The organism is Arthrobacter sp. UC242_113 (assembly GCF_044054585.1).
Lineage (GTDB): Bacteria > Actinomycetota > Actinomycetes > Actinomycetales > Micrococcaceae > Arthrobacter.
In genome coordinates, this window is record NZ_CP171968.1 from 3,365,353 (window position 1) to 3,382,883 (window position 17,531).

Below are 17,531 nucleotides of genomic sequence, written 5' to 3' on the forward strand. Positions count from 1 at the left end.
CCAGCCGGAACCGCTTGCTCCAACCGTCCGCGCACAAAAAGCATGTCCCAGCCCGGCGCCGAATGGCGGCGGGCTGGGACGGGTTTACGGCTCAGCGACCGTCCGGACGCCAGTACCGCAGCCCTCCGCTGATGGCGCCGTCGCGGGCGACGTCGACCACGGCGTACGGGAACGCCCGACGGTCCGACTGGTCAGGTCCGCGACCGCGGACGTCGGAACCCCACGTGCCGGTGTTGACGTATCGGGTGGGGCTCTCCTCCAGCGCAGACTCGAGTGCCCGGTGGGTGTGGCCCGAGATGTACCAGGCCACCCCGCAACCGTGCTCCTCGAGCGTACGTGCAACCCGGCCCGCCGCAGCGGGAGCTTCCTCGCCGGTGACTCTGCGGCCGGCGGCCGCGAGCACCATGCGGGTCGCGGCGACCGGGAGGGCCGACACAGTCCGGAACCGGGACAGGCGCGCCAGGTCCCGAATGACTACCCCGTCAAGCGCGAGCCGCCGTGACTCGGCCTGCAACAGCTCCTCGTATGCGGGCTCCCGGACGCGGCGTTCCGCCCGCTCGGACGCCAGGCAGGCCTGGGCAACGGCCCCGGCGCGGCTCAGGCGTGACCTCGACGGAAGGGCGTTCCATGCAGCGAGCGGTGGCAGGTTCAGCTCGTCGGTGCCGTTGATTGCCGAGCGGAGAACCTCGGGTATCCGATGCAGCGCGTGGTGATGGTGCCCGTGCTCGGCCACGAGCACGCGGGGCACGTGCAGGAACCATGGGTACACCCGGACCTGCGTTGGTTCTGCGGCCGACAGCAGCCACGACAGGCGGGCGGCCACCGAGGGCCGGGCCAGCTCCACGTCGTGGTTGCCGCACACGAAGTGCAGCTGCACGCCGCGCGCCGCGCACGCTTTCAGGGCCGCGAGCGTGTCGGGATGCCGGGCGAGGATGGACTCGAGCCGGGCCAGGCTCGCGTCCTCCGCGAGCCCGGCCAGCTCGAACGTGTCACCGACGAAGGCGACGTGCTGCTCCTGGCCCGACGTTGCGAGCACCTCGCGGCGCAGGAACTGGGGCAGCACGCTGCCGGGGGACCGCGGGTCGTCGTCCAACTCGCCCAGGTGAAGGTCGCTGAGGAGCCACCACTGCGCGGGACTGCTCACGCGAGCAGTCCCAGCACCCGCGGAAGGAAGAGCAACAGGTACATCGCCCACATGGCGGCGACGGCCCAGCGGCTCACCCTTTGGCTGAGGATCCCCTGGCGTGTGGGCTGCCCGGTATCCGGCACCGTGCGTCGGACCTCGAGAGTCACGAGGGTCACGAGCAGGGCGCCGGCCGCGAGCAGTCCCGCGAGTTCGATGATCATGTTGTTGCCTCCTGCCGTGCGCGTGCCATGCACGCTAGGACGGTGATGACGCCCATCGAGACGACGCACGCCTGCCACGACCACACAGCGAGGTAGAACATTGCCGTGGACACGGCCGTGAGCGCGGCGAGGCCGAGCGCGAGGGCGAGGAGAGCGCCCAGCGCGAGGTCGGTCACCTGTGTGAGTCGGGCCAGTGCATGGCCGGGGAGCAGGACGAGGACGGCTATCGCCGCGATTGCCTGCAGCGGTGTCGGCAGCCCGACGAGCGAAATTAGCGACAGCGCGACGGCCGAGAGACCGAGCGCCAAGGTGAGCCGGCTGATGCTTACGATGTTCATGGCGTCACCCGGTACACGCGTGCGTCGACGTTGCTGAACACAAGTTCCACGCCGTTCTGCGAGCTTAGCCATTTCTCCAGCTCGGAGAAGCCGCTGGCGCCAGGGACGCCCTGGAGCACAAGGCTCGCCTCCGACGAGCGCGTGATCAGCAGGACGGCACCGGTAGTGCTGCGCCGGGCGTAGTCGTAGACGAGTGGGCCGCATCTGGCCGTCGACACGTCGGACCGGCACAGGTCGTCGATCGTCCGGGACCGGTGATCGAGGTAGGCCTCACTCCGCCAAGGGGTCGGGTGGGCAGCCGAGATGATCGCCGAGCCGGGGGGCGCGAGTCGCTGCATGGCGGCGACGGCGTCGATCTCATCATGGGTGAACACGTCATACCGGGCGTTTCCGAACCGGCCCGTCACGGTCAGCACGGCCAGCAGGGTGCAGGTGAGTGCAAGGCCCCCCGCGGCAAGGTAGGAGCGGCGTTTGCTTCCCTCGGCGGGAAGGTAGGAGCGGCGTTTGCTTCCCTCGGCGGGAAGGTAGGAGCGGCGTTTGCTTCCCTCGGCGGGAAGTTTGCTGCCGACCGTAGCAAGTTTGTTGCCGTCCGTGGGAAGCAGGACCGAGCACGCCAGCAGCGCGATGAAGGGCAACGCGAACATTGAGACGCGGATGAGCATCTCCCCGCCGTACACCTGGGCGGGGAAGAGCAGCAGTGGGGAGACGGCGAGCAGTACCACCCGGATGTCGAGACGCCTTCTGCGCCAGTCGCGCCAGGCGCCGGCGGCGGCGAGCCCCCACAGCACAAGGGTGAGAATGGCCCGGATCTGCACCACGAGCACGTGCCCGTCGGTCCCGCGCACGCGGTCGAGGACGTTCGCCTCGGTCGCCGCCTCCAGCCCGGCGTCGGCCAGGGGTGGGTGCCCGGAGAGGTATGCGCTCGCGGGGTAGGCGAGCCAGAGCGACAGGATGACTATGGTGATCAGGGGCAGCCTGCTGGGCCACACACGTCCGCTCAGGGTGAGAGCCGTGACGCCGATGAGGAGCATGAACGGCGTCAGCTGATGGCTCGCGCCGATGACGATGATGAGCAAGAGTGCTATCACGAGGGCGCCCACCCGGTACCCCGGCCGGGGTTCGGCGGGCGACCGGCCTCGCCACCACGCCGCCAGGTCCGCGCGCCGGAAGCCGCGGAACTGTGGCGCCCGCGCGGCCAACGGGCCGAGGAGCAGCGCGATCACGACGAGGTGCAGGAAGAAGCCGAAGGCCTGGGGGGACAGGTAGTCCTGGTCCTGCCAGTTGCCGAGGCAGAAGAGCCAGAGCGCGAGCCAGCGCCGTCGCGGGTCGCGCGTCAGGTAGCCCGTCAGCACGGCCAGGGCAACGAGCCACAGACCCATGTTGAGCACCGGCGCCCACAGGGCAAGGGCCACGGGGTCCAGACCGGTCGCCTGGAGCACCGTGGCGAGGAGGGCGAAGAATCCCGGCCAGTTGAAGTACCCGTCGATGTCCGGGTCGATCCCTTGGGTGTGCGAGAGGGCGTCGGCGATGCCGAGATGACGGAACGCGATCTCACCCCGCGGCACGTCCGTCGCGAAGGCGGCGGTCCCGAAGAGCACCAGCACGAGCACGACGGTGAGCCAAATCATGACCGGGCGGCGCGCCGGGCCTGCGGCATCCCCCCGCAGCGCCACGACGAAAGCGACGTTTAGAATCAGGACCCCAATCCAGAACGGAAAAGGCAGCACGGCCACGAGCCCCAGATCGCTGTTGACGGGCACGGCCACCGTGGAGGCGGCCCCCGCGGCAAGCGCCAGCGACACGGTGCCTGCCAGTGCGCACCACATTTCACGGGATTTCCAGCGTTCCTTGGTACGGGTGGTCGCTTCGAGTGTGCCAGTCATCGTATGTCCTTCCTGGTGTGCCGGAGCACGGCGAGCAGCCGGAGGCCGACCGCCGCGGCCCCAATGGAGAGCACCACCAGCCACGCAAGGGCCATGGCGCTAGCGCCTCTCTCGGCGGCCGAGAGCGCTGAAGCGCAGAGAGCGATTCCCAGTGTCGTGCCGACCACGATCGCCTCCGCGTAGCGGCCGCGGGCCCGGCACACGGCGTTGTAGGCCTGGAGTACCGCGTAGGGCACCAGCCCGGCCGCCAACCACCGCAGAGCGCCGGCGGAGGAGTCGGCGTACCGTTCCCCCAGCAGGCTGAGCAGCGGGTGGGCGAGGAGGATAAGGACGGCGGCACCCAGGCCACCTATGGCGAGTGACCAGCGCAGGCTCGCCCAGGTGGTCGGTACCAGACGGTCCGCGTCGCGGACACCCTCCGAGAACTGGACGATGCCCATCAGTGTCGGAGCCTGGTAGGCGGCCCAGGCCATCATCCATGCGGGATACCAGTAGGCGGCGGCCTCCGGCGCCACGGTGTGTGCGAGCAAGAGCGGCAGCACCAGTCCCGGAGTGCGTTCGGTGAGGGTGAGGAGCTGGTTCGGAAAGCCCAGCGCCAGCAGTGACCTGCCCCGCGCCAGGCGGAGGGAAGGCCGCGGCCGGTAGCCGACCAGTTTTCGCAGCTGGATCGCTCCGACGATGCATGCCACGGCCGAACCGAGGGTCCAGCAGGCCAGAAGCAGGTCGTCGGGGGCGCCCTGTGCCCACAGGGCCACGGCCCCTGCGGCCGCGAGTGAGACCGTTCCGCCCAGAACGTACCTTGAGGTCGCGCTGGCACCGCGTCCCAACGCTACGAGTGCCTGGTCCAGCACAATGACCAGGGTGCCGGTGACGGCAGCCACGATGAAGGTGAGCCAGAAGAGAACCGATAGGGATGCGGTGTCCGGCGCTACGGCCGACTGCAGTGCGAGGTAGCCGATGGACAGAATGGTGCCGGCTACCCCCACGATGGCGAACGCGGCATCCAGAACCCGCGCAGGCGCCTCCCCTCGGCCTACCGAGACGATCACGGCCGACCCGGCGCCCAGCACCGCGAGCTGCGTGCAGATCATCACGGCCGAGACCGCGGCAGTAGTCAGCCCGACTTCACGGTCGGACGTCGCGCGCGCGGCCACGATCCAGAAGGCGAAGCCCGCTCCGGTCTGGGCGGCCTTGCCCGCGACGAGACCGAGCGAGCTGCGCAGGGCGGAGTGCCGGACGGGAGTGGCATCCGTGACAGCGGCCCCCGCCTTGGCCCTCACGACGTCAGACCTCTCGCCAGGCCCACATAGTTGCACCAGCAGAAGGCAGCGTAGTAGCGCAGCCACCGGGGCTGGCCCTTGGCGAGGCTCAAGGCGCTGCCCCGGACTGCCGCGGCGGCGGGCAGCAGCGCCAACCTCGCACCGCGCCAGCCGTGTTTGCGGATCATCCGTCCCAGCCCGGTTCCGTCCATGAGGAACTGGTCGAGCGCGAAATCAAAGTCGTCTGCGGCGAACCGGTGCTCGACGACGACCCGGCGTGAGACCGCCGTTCGCATCCCTGACTGGCGCATGCGCCAGCGCAGTTCGATGTCTTCTCCCGATTTGAACGAGTCGTCGAAGCCCATGTTGAGCATCAGCTCACGGTCCACGACAGTCGCCACGAGTCCGAACCAGTTGCGGCTGCGGCCGGTGCGGTGGTGGTGTGCCAATGCCTGCCCCCAGTACCCTGGACCCCCGACGCTCTCCAGCCCGGCCTGAAGGGCGTCATAGCCGCCTTCGACCAGCTCCGTCAGCAGGTCGGCGACCCCACCGGGCCCGAACACGACGTCGGTATCGACGAGCAGGACCCAGCGGGTGCTGCTGTTCCGCACACCGAGCGTTCGGGCCCACGGCAGGCCGCGGCCCTCGTCACTCAGGATCCGGGCGCCGGCCGCCTCGGCGAGGGCGACTGTGCGGTCGGTGGAGCATCCGTCCACCACAATAATCTCGGCAACACCCGATTCGCGCAGGGCCTCCAGGCAGCGCGGGAGCATGAGCTCCGCGTTGCGGGCCGGAACGACGGCGGTGACGTCGGCAGTGCTGTGACCCACTGCGTCCTCCCTAGGCCTGCTCGTCGAGAACGGAGGGCAACAGCTGCTCGAGATGTTGGACGATGTCGTCCGACGCCTCGTCCGCCGAGTACGCAGAAGGCACCTGCAGCAGGTGGCAGGGCCGCCCGTCAAGCGCCTTGCTCAGCACGAGCCCCTTCGCCGCGAAATGCTCGCGCCACGGAACGACCGACGTTGCCGCCAGGCCTGTCACAACCTGCTGCGAGAAGCCCGCCATCTCGATGTGGAAGTTGCCAAGCATGCGGTCGACCATCCAATCGCTCGACCGCTCGACGATCCGGGACCGCGCGCCTTCGAAGCGCTCAATGTAGACTGCGGCCGCGAGAGGGGCCGTCGTCGTCACCTCCCGCCCCGGGAACGCGGTCCCCGGATCAACCATGCGGTGTTCCGGGGACCACCGCCGGGCGAAGTCCGCAAGCCGCGGATACCGGATGACGTAAGGGTGGACCACCGTCGTTAGACGGCCGACTCCCTTCGAGAGCCGGGACGGGATGAGGGGTTTCCGGACACCTTCGAACAGGTGCGGGTAGATGCCCCGGTGGTGCGGCTTGATGAACATCGGCTTGGCGTAGCCCAGCATGGTGGCGTCCTCGGCGAGGAAAGCCCAGTCGTCACCCATGAATGACCACCCCTCGCGCCGCATCAGCTTGGCCACGGTGCTCGTCTTACCGGTCCCGCCAGCCGCGGGAAGCGCGATCGCGTGGCCCCGATAGGCCATCGTGGCCGCATGGATCATGGCAGCCCCCCGGCCGACCATGGCGGCATCCAGAATCGGGACCACGGTGGTCAGCAGCTCGCCCGGCCCGTGAATGCGCCATTGGTCTGCGTCCCTCACGACCTGGACGTGGTCGTCCTGGAAGCGCACGCTGGTCTCCGTGTACGCGAGCTCGTGCTCGAGCAGACCCGCATCCGGCATCGGCTCCGGCCGGTCATCGACGATGATGTCGCCTGGCCGTTCGGTGTTTGTGGCGAAACACGCCAACATCGTTTGGAGTTGAGTCGCTGCCGGTGCCTTTGCGTCGACGCGGATCGTGACGCGGTCATGGATATCGAAGTGCACTGCCTTGGTCCGCAAGGTGCGCATGGTCATCCCCTGTCTGGGTGGTGTCGGTCGGAAGGTTTTGCTGGCGTGGGCGGTGCCGGCCGTGTGCCGACACCGTCCCCTACTACCCCAGCGTGAGCACCAGCTTGGGTGCCGCAGTGCTGCTGACCTCCCTCGAGTTGAGGTCCAGGCCGTCGCTGCTGCTGGAGTTCAGGCCAAGAGAGAGCTGTTGTCCGAGGCCGCCGGCCACGGCGGTGGGTGTCAACGTAATGCTGTAATTCGTGTTGGTCGTTGTCGGGCCGAGCGTGCCGATGGGGGTGGTGCCGAGCGTCGGACGGGTACCGCTGGACGTAATTGTTGTTTCGTCCCAGTTGCCCGTGGCCACTCTCACGTTCTGCGTACCCGTGGACCCGCTCCCGGCACTACGCAGCTGCAGGGTCGCACTCTGCACAGTTCTTCCCGCATATGGCGTCAGGTCGAACTTCAGGTAGGTCACCTCCACCGGACTGTTGTCCACGCCCAGCAGGGTGCTCGTGCCGAAGTTCGTCGTCGGCGACGCGCTGGTCACATAGCTGTCAGCCGTGGCCGTGAGGGTGACGGTCTGCGGTGTCGTGCCGCCGCCTGCACCCACGCTCCAGGTCTGCGTCGCTGGTGTCGCATCGGTGTTGCCGGCTGCGTCGGTGGCCCAGACAGAAAATGTGTGCGATCCGGTCGACAACCCGGTGTAGGCCCGGGGTGAGGTGCACGCAGAACGAGCCGCATTATCCAGGCTGCACTGGAACGTCGAATTGGCTTCAGTAGAAGTGAATGTGAACGATGTGCTGGTCGACGTCCCAGGGGGTGGCGACGTGATCGTCGTATCCGGAGCCGTGGTGTCAGCACCGCCGCCGGAGCCGACGGTCCAGGTCTGCGTCGCTGGTGTCGCATCGGTGTTGCCGGCTGCGTCGGTGGCCCAGACAGAAAATGTGTGCGATCCGGTCGACAACCCGGTGTAGGCCCGGGGTGAGGTGCACGCAGAACGAGCCGCATTATCCAGGCTGCACTGGAACGTCGAATTGGCTTCAGTAGAAGTGAATGTGAACGATGTGCTGGCCGACGTCCCAGGGGGTGGCGACGTGATCGTCGTGTTTGGAGCCGTCGTGTCAGCACCACCGCCGCCGGTGGAATCGTAGTAGTGCCAGTACCGGCTGGTGGCGTTCACATCGGCGAGCACCAGCAGACCGCTGTTGACCGTGCCGGAAGCCTGACTGTTGAGGTTCTGCTTAGTCGACGTTACGTTGTGGACATACTGGTCGTCGTCCACGATACGGGCAGTCTTCGTGGTGGTGAAGCTGATGTTGTTCAGCGGCGTGGACTTCTCGTAGACCGCACCACCCGAGCTGGTGCAGACACCGGCGTTCGTCGTGCCGCTCGGCTTCGGATAGGTGGCGAAGGTACGCAGCATCGGGATCGTGGTGCTCTCATCAATCATGACGATCACACGGTTCGGACACTCCGACACGGTCGCGATCGTGTGCGCCGACCACGCCGTACCATTCAATACCAACAGCTGGATCAGCGGCAGGGACGCCGACGTGTTCGAGGTCTTCACAGCGGCATATACCTGACCGCTCGTGGAGTCCAGCCACTTGAGGTTCATATGGTCGTCTCCAGTGCGCAGCCCCTTCACCGCAGCCACAGGAGTGGACCAGGTGGTGTTGGACGCCCCGTCGACGTGGAAGCTCCAGTACATGCCGTCGTTAGCGTCACCGAGCTGCCGGCTCCACATCACACCCATCTTGCCGTTGCCGGCTCCGCCGAAAGCGATCACAGCCGAGTTGTCGTCCACCGACACGTTGCTCAACGACGCAGGATGCGCGAACGGCGTCCCCCACGTTATGCCATCGGTGCCAGTGACGTTCAGAAAGATCCTGTTCCCCTGCTGCCAGGTGGCCCACACCCGACCGGTCGAGTCCTTGTCGATGGACATGGTCTCAACCTTGTTGTTGTGGATCCTTTGAGAGCTCAGCAGCGTGTACGTCTTCGTACTTGAGTTGTAGCTGTAACGCCGCATGGTCGACGGGAAGTTCGGCTCAAACGGCAGGCCGTCATTGACGAACCGGTAGCTCGCCACAAACAGCGTAGATCCATCCCACAACACGTCATGGTGAGTGTTCGCCTGCGTCTCCGTCGCCACACCCGTATTGGTCCACGAGTTGGTCGACGCATTGAACCGGAAGATGTGAAAATCCGAGCTCGCAGTGTCCCACAGGTTCCCCCACCAGATCCCGTCGTTGAACCACAACGCATTCGTCTGCCGCTTCGTACCCGTCGGAGTACCGGTCCCCGTATGCGAGAAATCCTGCACCCCCACATCAGCCGCAGCGGCCGTAACCGGCACCACCAGAGCGGTCAGCGCAAGCAGCAGCGCTGTCAGCAGCGCATGGAGCCACAGGCTCCGCGACCCGTGGAGTCGGCCTCTGCCAGGCCCGCCCTTGTGAAAAGTTGTCTTGCCCAGCAACGTTGCTTCCCGGAGTTGAACGTCCGCCTGTATAGGGATGCTCACTAGCCTCACCACTCATCGAAGTTGTCTGCCTATGCCAGTTCCGAGCAACCTTCCGGGCTGAATCGGAGACATCGAAGCGCCTGCTACTACGGTCCTGGCAACTTGCGTGCACTCCCCCCTCCGAACATGGTCGACGCGGCAACTTGTAAAAAGCTTGGGAGTTCTTTGAGCCAGCCCCAGTTATCGGGGGGTCAGGATCGTTGGAAACCGGCAAGGCTCACTGCCCCATGGCCACCCGGCACCGGACTAGACTCTCCCCCATGGCCGTCTACCTCGATCCGCCGCTTTGGCCTGCCCATGAAACACTTTTTTCGCATCTGATTTCGGACACCTCCCTGGCGGAACTGCACGCCTTCGCCGCTGCGGCGGGCATCCCGGCGCGGGCATTCGACGGCGACCACTACGACGTGCCGCAGCGCCGCTACGACGGTCTGGTGGCCGCCGGCGCCATTCCGGTGGAGGCGCGGGTCCTGGTCCGGAAACTCATTGCCAGCGGGCTCCGGATCCCCGCGCGCAGCCGCACGAAGTCCCTCAAGACTCCCCTGCTCAACCGCTGGAACATGGTGCTGCCGGGACATGACGCCCTGTTCCTGGACCTGCTGGACCGCTGGAGCGAGAGCCACCGCAGGTACCACGGCTGCACCCACCTGCTCGCCGTGCTGGAGGCCCTGGACCTGCTCACCGCACCCGCCCGGCCGCCGCGCACCGTGATGCTGGCGGCCTGGTTCCACGACGCCGTCTACCGGGGAGTGGCTGGCCAGGATGAGGAGGAATCCGCCCGGCTCGCCGAACTCAGGCTCAGCCAGGCCGGACTGCCGGAAGCGGACGTCGACGAGGTGGCGCGGCTGGTCCGGCTCACCTCGGATCACCGGCCGGAGGCCGGGGACGACGACGGCGCCCTCCTCTGCGACGCCGACCTGTCAGTTCTCGGCGGCGAACCGGAGCCCTACGCACGGTATATTGCGGCCGTCCGGGAAGACTATGCGCACATCGGCGACGCCGACTTTGCGGCCGGCAGGGCCGCCGTCGTCCGCCAGTTGCTGGCACTGGACCCGCTCTTCCACACCGAGCGGGCCCGCAGCCTGTGGCTGGAGGCCGCCCGGCGGAACCTGCAGGGCGAACTGGCCCGACCGGGTGTTAGCGGTAGGCCGTGATGAACGGCCTGTCGGTGGGCACGATCTGCTTGCCCAGTGGCATGAGGGAAACCGGAATCAGCTTCAGGTTGGCGATGGCCAGTGGGATGCCGATGATGGTGACGGCCATGGCAAACGCCGTGACCACGTGCCCAATGGCGATCCAGATGCCGGCCACCAGCAGCCAGATCACGTTGCCTAGGAGCGAGAACACGCCGTTTCCGCCCGGCTTGTCCACCACCATCCGCCCGAAGGGCCACAGGGTGTAGGACGCGATCCGGAAGGAAGCGATGCCCCAGGGGATGGTCACGATGAGCAGGCAGCAGATGATGCCGGCGGCGAAGTAGCCAAGCGCCAGCCAGAAGCCGCCGAATACCAGCCAGATGATGTTCAGGAGTGTCTTCATCCGTCCATTCTGCCGGGCCGGAAGGCCGAAGCACCTCGGGATCTGCCCTGAATTGCCCCTTAACCTTGACTCCGGGGCCGAGGCGCGGGATCCCGGCGGCCGCGACCAGCACCGCGAGGATCCCCAGGCCCAGCGGGAGCGAGGCGGCCGTGGCGACGGCTCCTACCAGGAGCGGACCGCCGGCGTCGCCGAGTTCGCGGCCCAGCTCGGCCGAGCCCATGGTCCGGCCCATGCTGTCCTTCGGTGTGCTGTCGGCCAAATGAGCAAAGCCCAGCGGCGTTGCCGCGCCGACGCCGGCCCCGATGACCGCCGCGGCGATGAAGATGGTTGCCGGCCCCGGGGCGGCGGCCACCAGGGCTACCCCGCCGGCGGTGAGCAGCAGGCCGGTGCGCATTCCGCCGGCGTCGCCGATGCGGTGCAGGTCGCGCAGCGCCCCGATCCGGGGCTGGACCAGCAGCGAGGCAACCGCCAGCACGCTTACGGCGGCGGTGCCGGCCACCGGATCAAGGCCATGCTGCACGGCCAGGGCTGGAAGAAACCCGATAGCCGCCCCCATGGCCGCCATCGATGCCGCCAGCACCAAGGTGGGCACCAGGAACCTGCGCTCGGCAACCTGCCGGGCCAGGTCCAACACGGTGTACCGCTGGCGCGGGAGCGGCGGCAGGTGCGGCACGGCGAGAAGGACCCACACAGCGGTGGCCGCGGCAAGCGCGGACAGAGCCCCAAAGAGGAGTGCAAAGCCGCCGGCGGCGATCAGCCCGGCGCCGAGCAGGGGGCCGATCACATAACCGAGGCTCTTCCAGGACCCGTACCGGCCGAAGAAGGTCCCGGCGTTCTTCCCGGCCGAGAGCCGGGCCACCATCGCCGAGGACGCCGGGGAGAACGCCGAGGCGGCGGCGCCCTGGCCCAGGCGGGCAAGGCCCAGCAGCAGCGGGTCGGCGGCCCACAGTCCGATCAGGGACAGCGCGGCGAAGCCGATGAGTCCGCCGACAATGACCGGCTTGGCGCCGATCCGGTCACTCAGCGCGCCAAAAACGGGCTTGAGGAACACCTCGGAGAGGTCGTAAACGGCCAGCAGGATTCCCAGGTTAAGCAGGGTCAGGCCGATGTTGTCGCTCTGGGCGCCCATGCCGGCGGCAATGCTGTGGGCGCCGAACGCGGTCACGAATCCGGCGGCGTAGAGGGGTGCTGCGGGCGTCCGGGCGCGCGCCGCCTGAGTCACGGGGTGGTCAGGGTCACGGGGCGGTCAGGGTCACGGGGCGGTCAGCCTTTGGCTGCCGTCACGAAGGCCCTGATCTTGGCCAGGTCCTTCACTCCCCTGGTTTGTTCCACGCCGGAGGAGACGTCCACGCCCCACGCCCCGGCGTCACGGGCGGCTTCGGACACGTTGGCGGGATCGAGGCCGCCGGCCAGGAGCCACTGCCGTCCCGCCAGGCCCTTGGCGCGCACTGAACTGTAGTCCCAGGCCTCGCCGGAACCGGGAACCGCGGCGTCGATAAGCAGCAGTTCCTCGCCCCAGTCGGCAAACGCATCCGGGGCGGCACCCATGGTGACGGCGCGGATGACCTTCATGCCGGCGTCGTGCGCTGTTTTGACATCATCCGGTGTGCGATCACCGTGAAGCTGGATCCAGCTCAGCCCCGCGGCGCGGGCGATGGCCACCGCGTCGGCGGCCGGTTCGGAACGGAAGACGGCGACGGCGGCCACACCGTCGGGCACGGCCTTCACGAGCTGGGTAACCTGCGCGGGGGACACCACGCGGGGGCTGGCCGTCAGGACAAAGCCGACGGCGTCCGCTCCGGCTTCCACGGCCTCACGGACAGATTCAGGCGTGCTCAGGCCGCAGACTTTGACGAACATTCACCGGCTCCTCGTTGTTGAAAGCGTCGACCACTTTCTGCAGCGATCCGTCGCCGACTTTACGCGGGGAGAGAGTGTGCGGGCAACGCGCGGATAGGCTGGGCTGATGCAGATCATCCGCTTCGCCGACCTCAAACCCCAGCCCTGGCGCAACGGAGGCGGGGTCACCCGCGAGCTTGCCAGCCACCGCGGGGCCGCTTCGCCTGATGGCGCTTCAGCTGGGGCCACGTCATCCGACGACGGCGCGTGGGACTGGCGGGTCAGCATCGCCGATGTCACCAGCGCCGGGGAGTATTCCCCCTTTCCGGGGATGGAACGCGTGCTGACCGTGGTCGAGGGCGAGCTGCTGTTGCTGTCCGTGGACGGGACCGAGCACCCGCTCGAAAAGTACCGGCCTTTCCGGTTTCCCGGCGGCGCGGCCTCCTCCTCGGCCCTGCCCACCGGGGATGTCCGCAACCTCAACGTCATCGCCCGGGAGGGCGCTTTCAAGGCGTACACCTCCATAGTTGAACTCTCCAAGAAGCGGGCCCATCCCGTGTTCGAGGGCCAGCTGGGCATCCTGCTGCAGGGCCAGGCAGCGGTCAGCCCCGGGAATGCCGGACAAAACAGTGCTGGACAGGAGAGCAGCGGGCAGGAGAGCGGCGGGCAGGACAGTGCGCCCCTGGCACTCGGCCGCTACGACTCGGTGGTGGGTTCGGACAGCCATACCCCTGAAATCCTGGGCCGCGGCTTCCTGGCCGTGGTGTCCATCGATCCCGTGGCCGGCTAACAGCTCTGGTCCGCAGGAGGTGCCGGAACCTAGACTCGGTGCCATGACCAAGTCCAAATTCAGTGATCTCCTGCTGCTCCAGATCGGCAACGAATTCGCAGCCTCGCAGCAGTACATTGCCGTGGCCGTCTGGTTCGCCAACCAGGACCTTCCCCAACTGGCCAGGTACTTCTACCGGCAGTCGGTTGAGGAACGCAACCACGCCATGATGATGGTGCAGTACATGGTGGACCGCGGCGTTTCCGTCAGCATCCCCGGCGTGCCCGCCGTCCGCAATGATTTTGCCTCCGTCACGGACCCGCTGGCACTCGCGCTGCAGCAGGAGAAGGAAGTCACCCGCAGCATCGAAAGCCTCTTCCGCGCAGCCCGGGCCGAGGACGACGCCCTCGGCGAGCAGTTCATGCTCTGGTTCCTCAAGGAGCAGGTGGAGGAAGTCGCCTCGATGACCACCCTCCTGAACATCGCCGAACGGGCGGACAACACCTTCGACATCGAGAACTTCGTCGCGCGGGAAACCATCGGCGACGGCGGCCGCGATGCCGCAGCACCGGAGGCGGCCGGCGGCGCCCTCTGACCCGAGGAGCTCAGGACCCGCTGGCGGTGAGCTTTGCCACCAACGGTGGCTGCCGCCGTCGGGCGTTGCTAGGGTAAAAACCAAGGTCCCCTTCCCCGGACCTCCGGACGACGGTTCAGTACCCGGTGCGCGACAAGACTGGCCAAAGGATCTGTCATGTCGTGGTTCATCCTCATTTTTTCCGGTGCCCTCGAGGCGGTGTGGGCGGCGGCGCTGCACCGGGCGTCCCAGTCCTCCGGCCGGCGCCGGGTCGCGGCCGGGGCCCTTTTCCTGGTCGCGGTGGTGGCCAGCACCGCAGGCCTCGGCATCGCCATGCAGTCCATTCCCACCGGCACCGCCTACGCGGTGTGGGTCGGCGTGGGTGTGGTGCTGACGTCCGCCTACGCGATTATCGCCAAGGTAGAACGGCCGACGGCGGCGCGGCTCCTGCTGCTCGCCGGAATTGCCGCGTGCGTGGTTGGCCTGAAAGTGGTGGCGTGATGCTCGCGAAGCCTGCCACGGCGTGGATCATCCTGCTCGCCTCCGCCGTCCTGGAAGCCGTCTGGGCCACGGCCCTTGGCCTGTCGGACGGCCTTACCCGGCCACTACCTACCGTCGTTTTCGTGGTGACGGCCGCGCTCAGCATGCAGGGCCTGGGCATGGCGGTGAAGCACATCCCGCTCGGCACCGCCTACGCCGTCTGGGTGGGGATCGGAGCGGCACTGACGGTCGGCTGGGCCATGGCCACCGGCGTCGAGCCCTTCAGCCTGCTCAAGGTGCTGTTCATCGCGGGCATTGTGGGATGCGCGGCCGGGCTCAAGATGCTGCCGGCGGTCCCTGCCAGTCAGCGTGGGACCGAGCACAGTGCCAATCCGGCTCCCTAGACTGGGCTCATGGACACGCTCATGCACTCACTTCGGGACATCACCATCCGCCGGATCTCGGTCAGCGAGATGGACAACAACGTGTATCTACTGACGGCGAAGGAGTCGGGAGCGCAGCTGCTGATTGACGCCGCTGATGACCTGCCGGCCATCCAGAGCCTGCTGGCGGACGCCACGGCGGACACCTCAGGCGAGCCCAGGCTGGCGCTCATCGCCACCACGCACCAGCACTGGGACCACGTCCGCGCGCTGCCGGGCCTCGTTGAAGCCACCGGCGCCAAGACCGCCGCCGGCACCGACGACGCCCCGGAACTGCCTGTAAAGGTGGACGTGCTGCTGGACCACGGCGACGTCGGGAACTTCGACGGGTTCGACGTCACCGCCGTCCACCTGCGCGGCCACACCCCCGGATCGGTGGCGCTCGTCTACCAGGACCCTGAGGGCCCGGCCCACATCTTCTCCGGCGACTCCCTGTTCCCTGGCGGCGTGGGCAACACGCAGAAGGATCCCGAGCGGTTCAACCAGCTGCTCACGGACGTCACCGAGCGGGTCTTCGACGTCTACCCGGACAGCACCGTGGTGCACCCGGGCCACGGCAAGCCCACAACGCTCGGCGCCGAGCGCCCGCACCTTGAGGAGTGGCGCGCCCGCGGCTGGTGAATCCCGGCTTTAAAGCACATCGAGTGCTCCATACCTGCCGTTTTCAACCTTCAAAACGGCAGTTTCGGAGCACTCGACGCTGGTTGGCCTGGGCCACGGTTGGGGATTAGCGGCCGCGGCGCTCGTTCGACGCCGGGGCCGACGCGCGGCGCGGGGCCTTGCGGGCCGGACGTCCGTCACCGGAGCGGCCGCTGCCGCCCGAAGAGGAACCGCCCGAGTACGAGCCGCCCGAGGTGCCGCCGGTGGTGGAGGACCAGACCGGACCGTTGCCGCCGGTCTTGCTGCCAGCCGCCGCGCGCTGCCCGGTAGCGGGACGCCCGCTCCGCTGGCCGCCGCTGGCCGGGCGGCCGGTGCCGCCACGGGGGGCATCGCTGCGGGTGAAGCGGGAATCGCCCCGGCCCTCTGCTGCGCGCCCGTCCGAACCGCGGCCAGCCGATGAACGGCCGCCGGCCGCGGGAACGTCGTTGCGGTGCGTGGATGCCGTGCCGCGGCCGCGTGCATTGCGGCGGGCTGCAGCCGCCGCAGTGGCGCGGTCCTCGTTCTGCTCGACGATGCGGTCTGCAGCGTCGCGTGCAGCGGCGCGGCCCTCGTAGGTCGCGGCCCGGCGTTCGGCGCGGGGCAGGTCCGTGCGCGGAGCCTCGGCGGCAACCCGCCCGCGGCCGCCGCGGCCGCCCCGGCCGCCGGCCGTGGGTGATGCTTGGCGGCGTGCGCGCTTGCGCTCCGCGTTGGCGCCGGTGGACTTGCCGGCACCCTGCTGCGGAGCTTTCGCCGCGAGGAGTGCCGCACGGGTCCGGGGGTCAACCTTGTCGGCGATCGCGCCCACCAGCTCGGCAACGATCGGCGAGCTTGCGGTGACCCGCTCGAAGCTGACCTCGACGCCGGCAGCCTTCATGAGCTTCTTGACGTCCGTCTGCTGCTCGGGCAGGGTCAGGGTGACCACGGTGCCGTCGGAGCCGGCACGGGCGGTGCGGCCGGAGCGGTGCAGGTAAGCCTTGTGTTCGGTGGGCGGGTCGACGTGGATGACCAGTTCGACGTCGTCCACGTGGACACCGCGGGCGGCGACGTCGGTGGCCACCAGGACGCGGACGTCACCGGAGGAGAACTCGGCAAGGTTGCGGTCGCGGGCGTTCTGCGACAGGTTGCCGTGCAGGTCGACCGCGGGAATCCCGGCGTCGGTCAGGGTCTTGGCCAGCTTGCGGGCGTGGTGCTTGGTGCGCATGAACAGCACGCGGCGGCCAGCGCCGGAAGCCAGCTCAACGATCAGCTGCTTCTTGACGGTCTGGTCATTGACCACCAGCACGTGGTGCTCCATCGTGGTCACCGCTGCCTGCGGATCATCCACGGAGTGGGTCAGCGGGTTGGACAGGTAGCGCTGGACGATCTTGTCCACGCCGTTGTCCAGCGTGGCGGAGAACAGCAGGCGCTGGCCCTGGCTCGGGGTCATGTCCATGAGCTTCTTGACCACGGGCAGGAAGCCGAGGTCGGCCATGTGGTCGGCCTCGTCCAGCACCGTCACCTCGACGGCTTCGAGGGTCAGGATGCGCTGGCGGATCAGGTCCTCCAGCCGGCCCGGGCAGGCGATGACAATGTCGACGCCGGCGCGCAGCGCCTTCTCCTGGCGCGCCTGGGAGATGCCGCCATAGATCACGGTGGTGTTCAGGCCCATGGCCTTGGCCAGCGGCTCGATCGTCGCGTTGATCTGGGTGGCCAGTTCACGGGTCGGTGCCAGGACCAGGCCCATGGGGCGGCCCGGCTTGCGGAAGTAGGCGGCTTCGCGCTCGGCGAGACGGGCCACCAGGGGGATGGCGAAGGCGATGGTTTTACCGGAGCCGGTGCGGCCACGGCCCAGGACGTCGCGGCCGGCCAGGGTGTCCGGCAGGGTCTTGACCTGGATGGGGAACGGGGATTCGATGCCCTGGGCGGCCAGGATTTCGGTGAGTGCCTTGGGCGTGCCGAGGGCAGCAAAAGTAGTCATATGCGTTTATCAGGGTCTTTCAGGCGGTA

General features: G+C 68.1%; 17 protein-coding genes, 1 pseudogene and 1 riboswitch. Of the genes and pseudogenes, 6 read left to right on the top strand and 12 right to left on the bottom strand.

What is annotated here, in order from left to right; translation table 11 throughout:
* Positions 1–91 precede the first annotated feature (91 nt).
* From ACHMXB_RS15380 to ACHMXB_RS15415, 8 genes are all read right to left on the bottom strand, one after another.
* The gene (locus tag ACHMXB_RS15380) at positions 92–1,144 is read right to left on the bottom strand and encodes a hypothetical protein (RefSeq protein WP_395399686.1); all 1,053 of its coding nucleotides are present in this window, start codon (positions 1,142–1,144) and stop codon (positions 92–94) included.
* Entirely contained in the window at positions 1,141–1,347 is a 207-nt protein-coding gene (locus ACHMXB_RS15385) for a hypothetical protein (RefSeq protein WP_395399688.1), read from the bottom strand. Before ACHMXB_RS15385 ends, ACHMXB_RS15380 begins: the two co-directional genes overlap by 4 nt.
* A complete protein-coding gene (locus ACHMXB_RS15390; protein WP_395399690.1) occupies positions 1,344–1,685 on the bottom strand; it encodes a hypothetical protein in 342 nt (113 codons plus the stop codon). The genes ACHMXB_RS15385 and ACHMXB_RS15390 overlap by 4 nt, the downstream gene beginning before the upstream one ends.
* Positions 1,682–3,568 (bottom strand): glycosyltransferase, encoded by a 1,887-nt coding sequence (locus ACHMXB_RS15395; protein WP_395399692.1) that lies wholly within the window; start codon positions 3,566–3,568, stop codon positions 1,682–1,684. Before ACHMXB_RS15395 ends, ACHMXB_RS15390 begins: the two co-directional genes overlap by 4 nt.
* A complete protein-coding gene (locus tag ACHMXB_RS15400; protein ID WP_395399694.1) occupies positions 3,565–4,848 on the bottom strand; it encodes a lipopolysaccharide biosynthesis protein in 1,284 nt (427 codons plus the stop codon). The genes ACHMXB_RS15395 and ACHMXB_RS15400 overlap by 4 nt, the downstream gene beginning before the upstream one ends.
* A complete protein-coding gene (locus ACHMXB_RS15405; protein WP_395399696.1) occupies positions 4,845–5,657 on the bottom strand; it encodes a glycosyltransferase in 813 nt (270 codons plus the stop codon). Before ACHMXB_RS15405 ends, ACHMXB_RS15400 begins: the two co-directional genes overlap by 4 nt.
* Before the next feature lie 10 nt (positions 5,658–5,667).
* Positions 5,668–6,759: a hypothetical protein gene (locus ACHMXB_RS15410; protein ID WP_395399698.1), complete on the bottom strand. Its 1,092-nt coding sequence runs from the start codon at positions 6,757–6,759 to the stop codon at positions 5,668–5,670.
* Between the two features lie 82 nt (positions 6,760–6,841).
* Positions 6,842–9,262, bottom strand: coding sequence for a DNRLRE domain-containing protein (locus ACHMXB_RS15415; RefSeq protein ID WP_395399700.1), 2,421 nt, complete (start codon positions 9,260–9,262; stop codon positions 6,842–6,844).
* Between the two features lie 260 nt (positions 9,263–9,522).
* Here ACHMXB_RS15415 and ACHMXB_RS15420 point away from each other — a divergent pair, with 260 nt between their 5' ends.
* On the top strand, positions 9,523–10,416 hold the full coding sequence (locus ACHMXB_RS15420; protein ID WP_395399702.1) for a DUF4031 domain-containing protein: 894 nt from the start codon (positions 9,523–9,525) through the stop codon (positions 10,414–10,416).
* Here the strand turns inward: ACHMXB_RS15420 and ACHMXB_RS15425 are convergent.
* From ACHMXB_RS15425 to ACHMXB_RS15435, 3 genes and pseudogenes are all read right to left on the bottom strand, one after another.
* Positions 10,400–10,801: a YccF domain-containing protein gene (locus ACHMXB_RS15425; RefSeq protein WP_111902276.1), complete on the bottom strand. Its 402-nt coding sequence runs from the start codon at positions 10,799–10,801 to the stop codon at positions 10,400–10,402. The genes ACHMXB_RS15420 and ACHMXB_RS15425 overlap by 17 nt on opposite strands.
* A 79-nt stretch (positions 10,802–10,880) precedes the next feature.
* Positions 10,881–12,023 (bottom strand): annotated as a pseudogene (locus ACHMXB_RS15430) (MFS transporter); the annotation flags it as partial.
* A gap of 41 nt (positions 12,024–12,064) precedes the next feature.
* Positions 12,065–12,661, bottom strand: coding sequence for a phosphoribosylanthranilate isomerase (locus tag ACHMXB_RS15435; protein ID WP_395399704.1), 597 nt, complete (start codon positions 12,659–12,661; stop codon positions 12,065–12,067).
* 106 nt (positions 12,662–12,767) lie between these two features.
* Here ACHMXB_RS15435 and ACHMXB_RS15440 point away from each other — a divergent pair, with 106 nt between their 5' ends.
* The 5 genes from ACHMXB_RS15440 (at position 12,768) to ACHMXB_RS15460 (ending at position 15,527) form a co-directional block, all read left to right on the top strand.
* The gene (locus ACHMXB_RS15440; protein WP_395399706.1) at positions 12,768–13,430 is read left to right on the top strand and encodes a HutD family protein; all 663 of its coding nucleotides are present in this window, start codon (positions 12,768–12,770) and stop codon (positions 13,428–13,430) included.
* Positions 13,431–13,473: 43 nt separating this feature from the next.
* Complete coding sequence (locus ACHMXB_RS15445; RefSeq protein ID WP_236805413.1) at positions 13,474–14,004, top strand: ferritin; 531 nt, start codon at positions 13,474–13,476, stop codon at positions 14,002–14,004.
* A gap of 80 nt (positions 14,005–14,084) precedes the next feature.
* A riboswitch (guanidine-III (ykkC-III) riboswitch) is annotated at positions 14,085–14,151 on the top strand.
* Between the two features lie 9 nt (positions 14,152–14,160).
* Positions 14,161–14,484, top strand: a complete 324-nt coding sequence (locus ACHMXB_RS15450; RefSeq protein ID WP_395399708.1) for a DMT family transporter — start codon at positions 14,161–14,163, stop codon at positions 14,482–14,484.
* Positions 14,484–14,867 (top strand): DMT family transporter, encoded by a 384-nt coding sequence (locus ACHMXB_RS15455; protein WP_395405300.1) that lies wholly within the window; start codon positions 14,484–14,486, stop codon positions 14,865–14,867. Before ACHMXB_RS15450 ends, ACHMXB_RS15455 begins: the two co-directional genes overlap by 1 nt.
* 9 nt (positions 14,868–14,876) lie before the next feature.
* Positions 14,877–15,527 carry an MBL fold metallo-hydrolase gene (locus tag ACHMXB_RS15460; protein ID WP_395399710.1) on the top strand — a complete coding sequence of 217 codons (651 nt, stop codon included), beginning with the start codon at positions 14,877–14,879 and terminating at the stop codon, positions 15,525–15,527.
* Between the two features lie 106 nt (positions 15,528–15,633).
* On the opposite strand, the gene ACHMXB_RS15465 is transcribed toward ACHMXB_RS15460, so the two are convergent.
* The gene (locus ACHMXB_RS15465; RefSeq protein WP_395399712.1) at positions 15,634–17,502 is read right to left on the bottom strand and encodes a DEAD/DEAH box helicase; all 1,869 of its coding nucleotides are present in this window, start codon (positions 17,500–17,502) and stop codon (positions 15,634–15,636) included.
* Positions 17,503–17,531 lie beyond the last annotated feature (29 nt).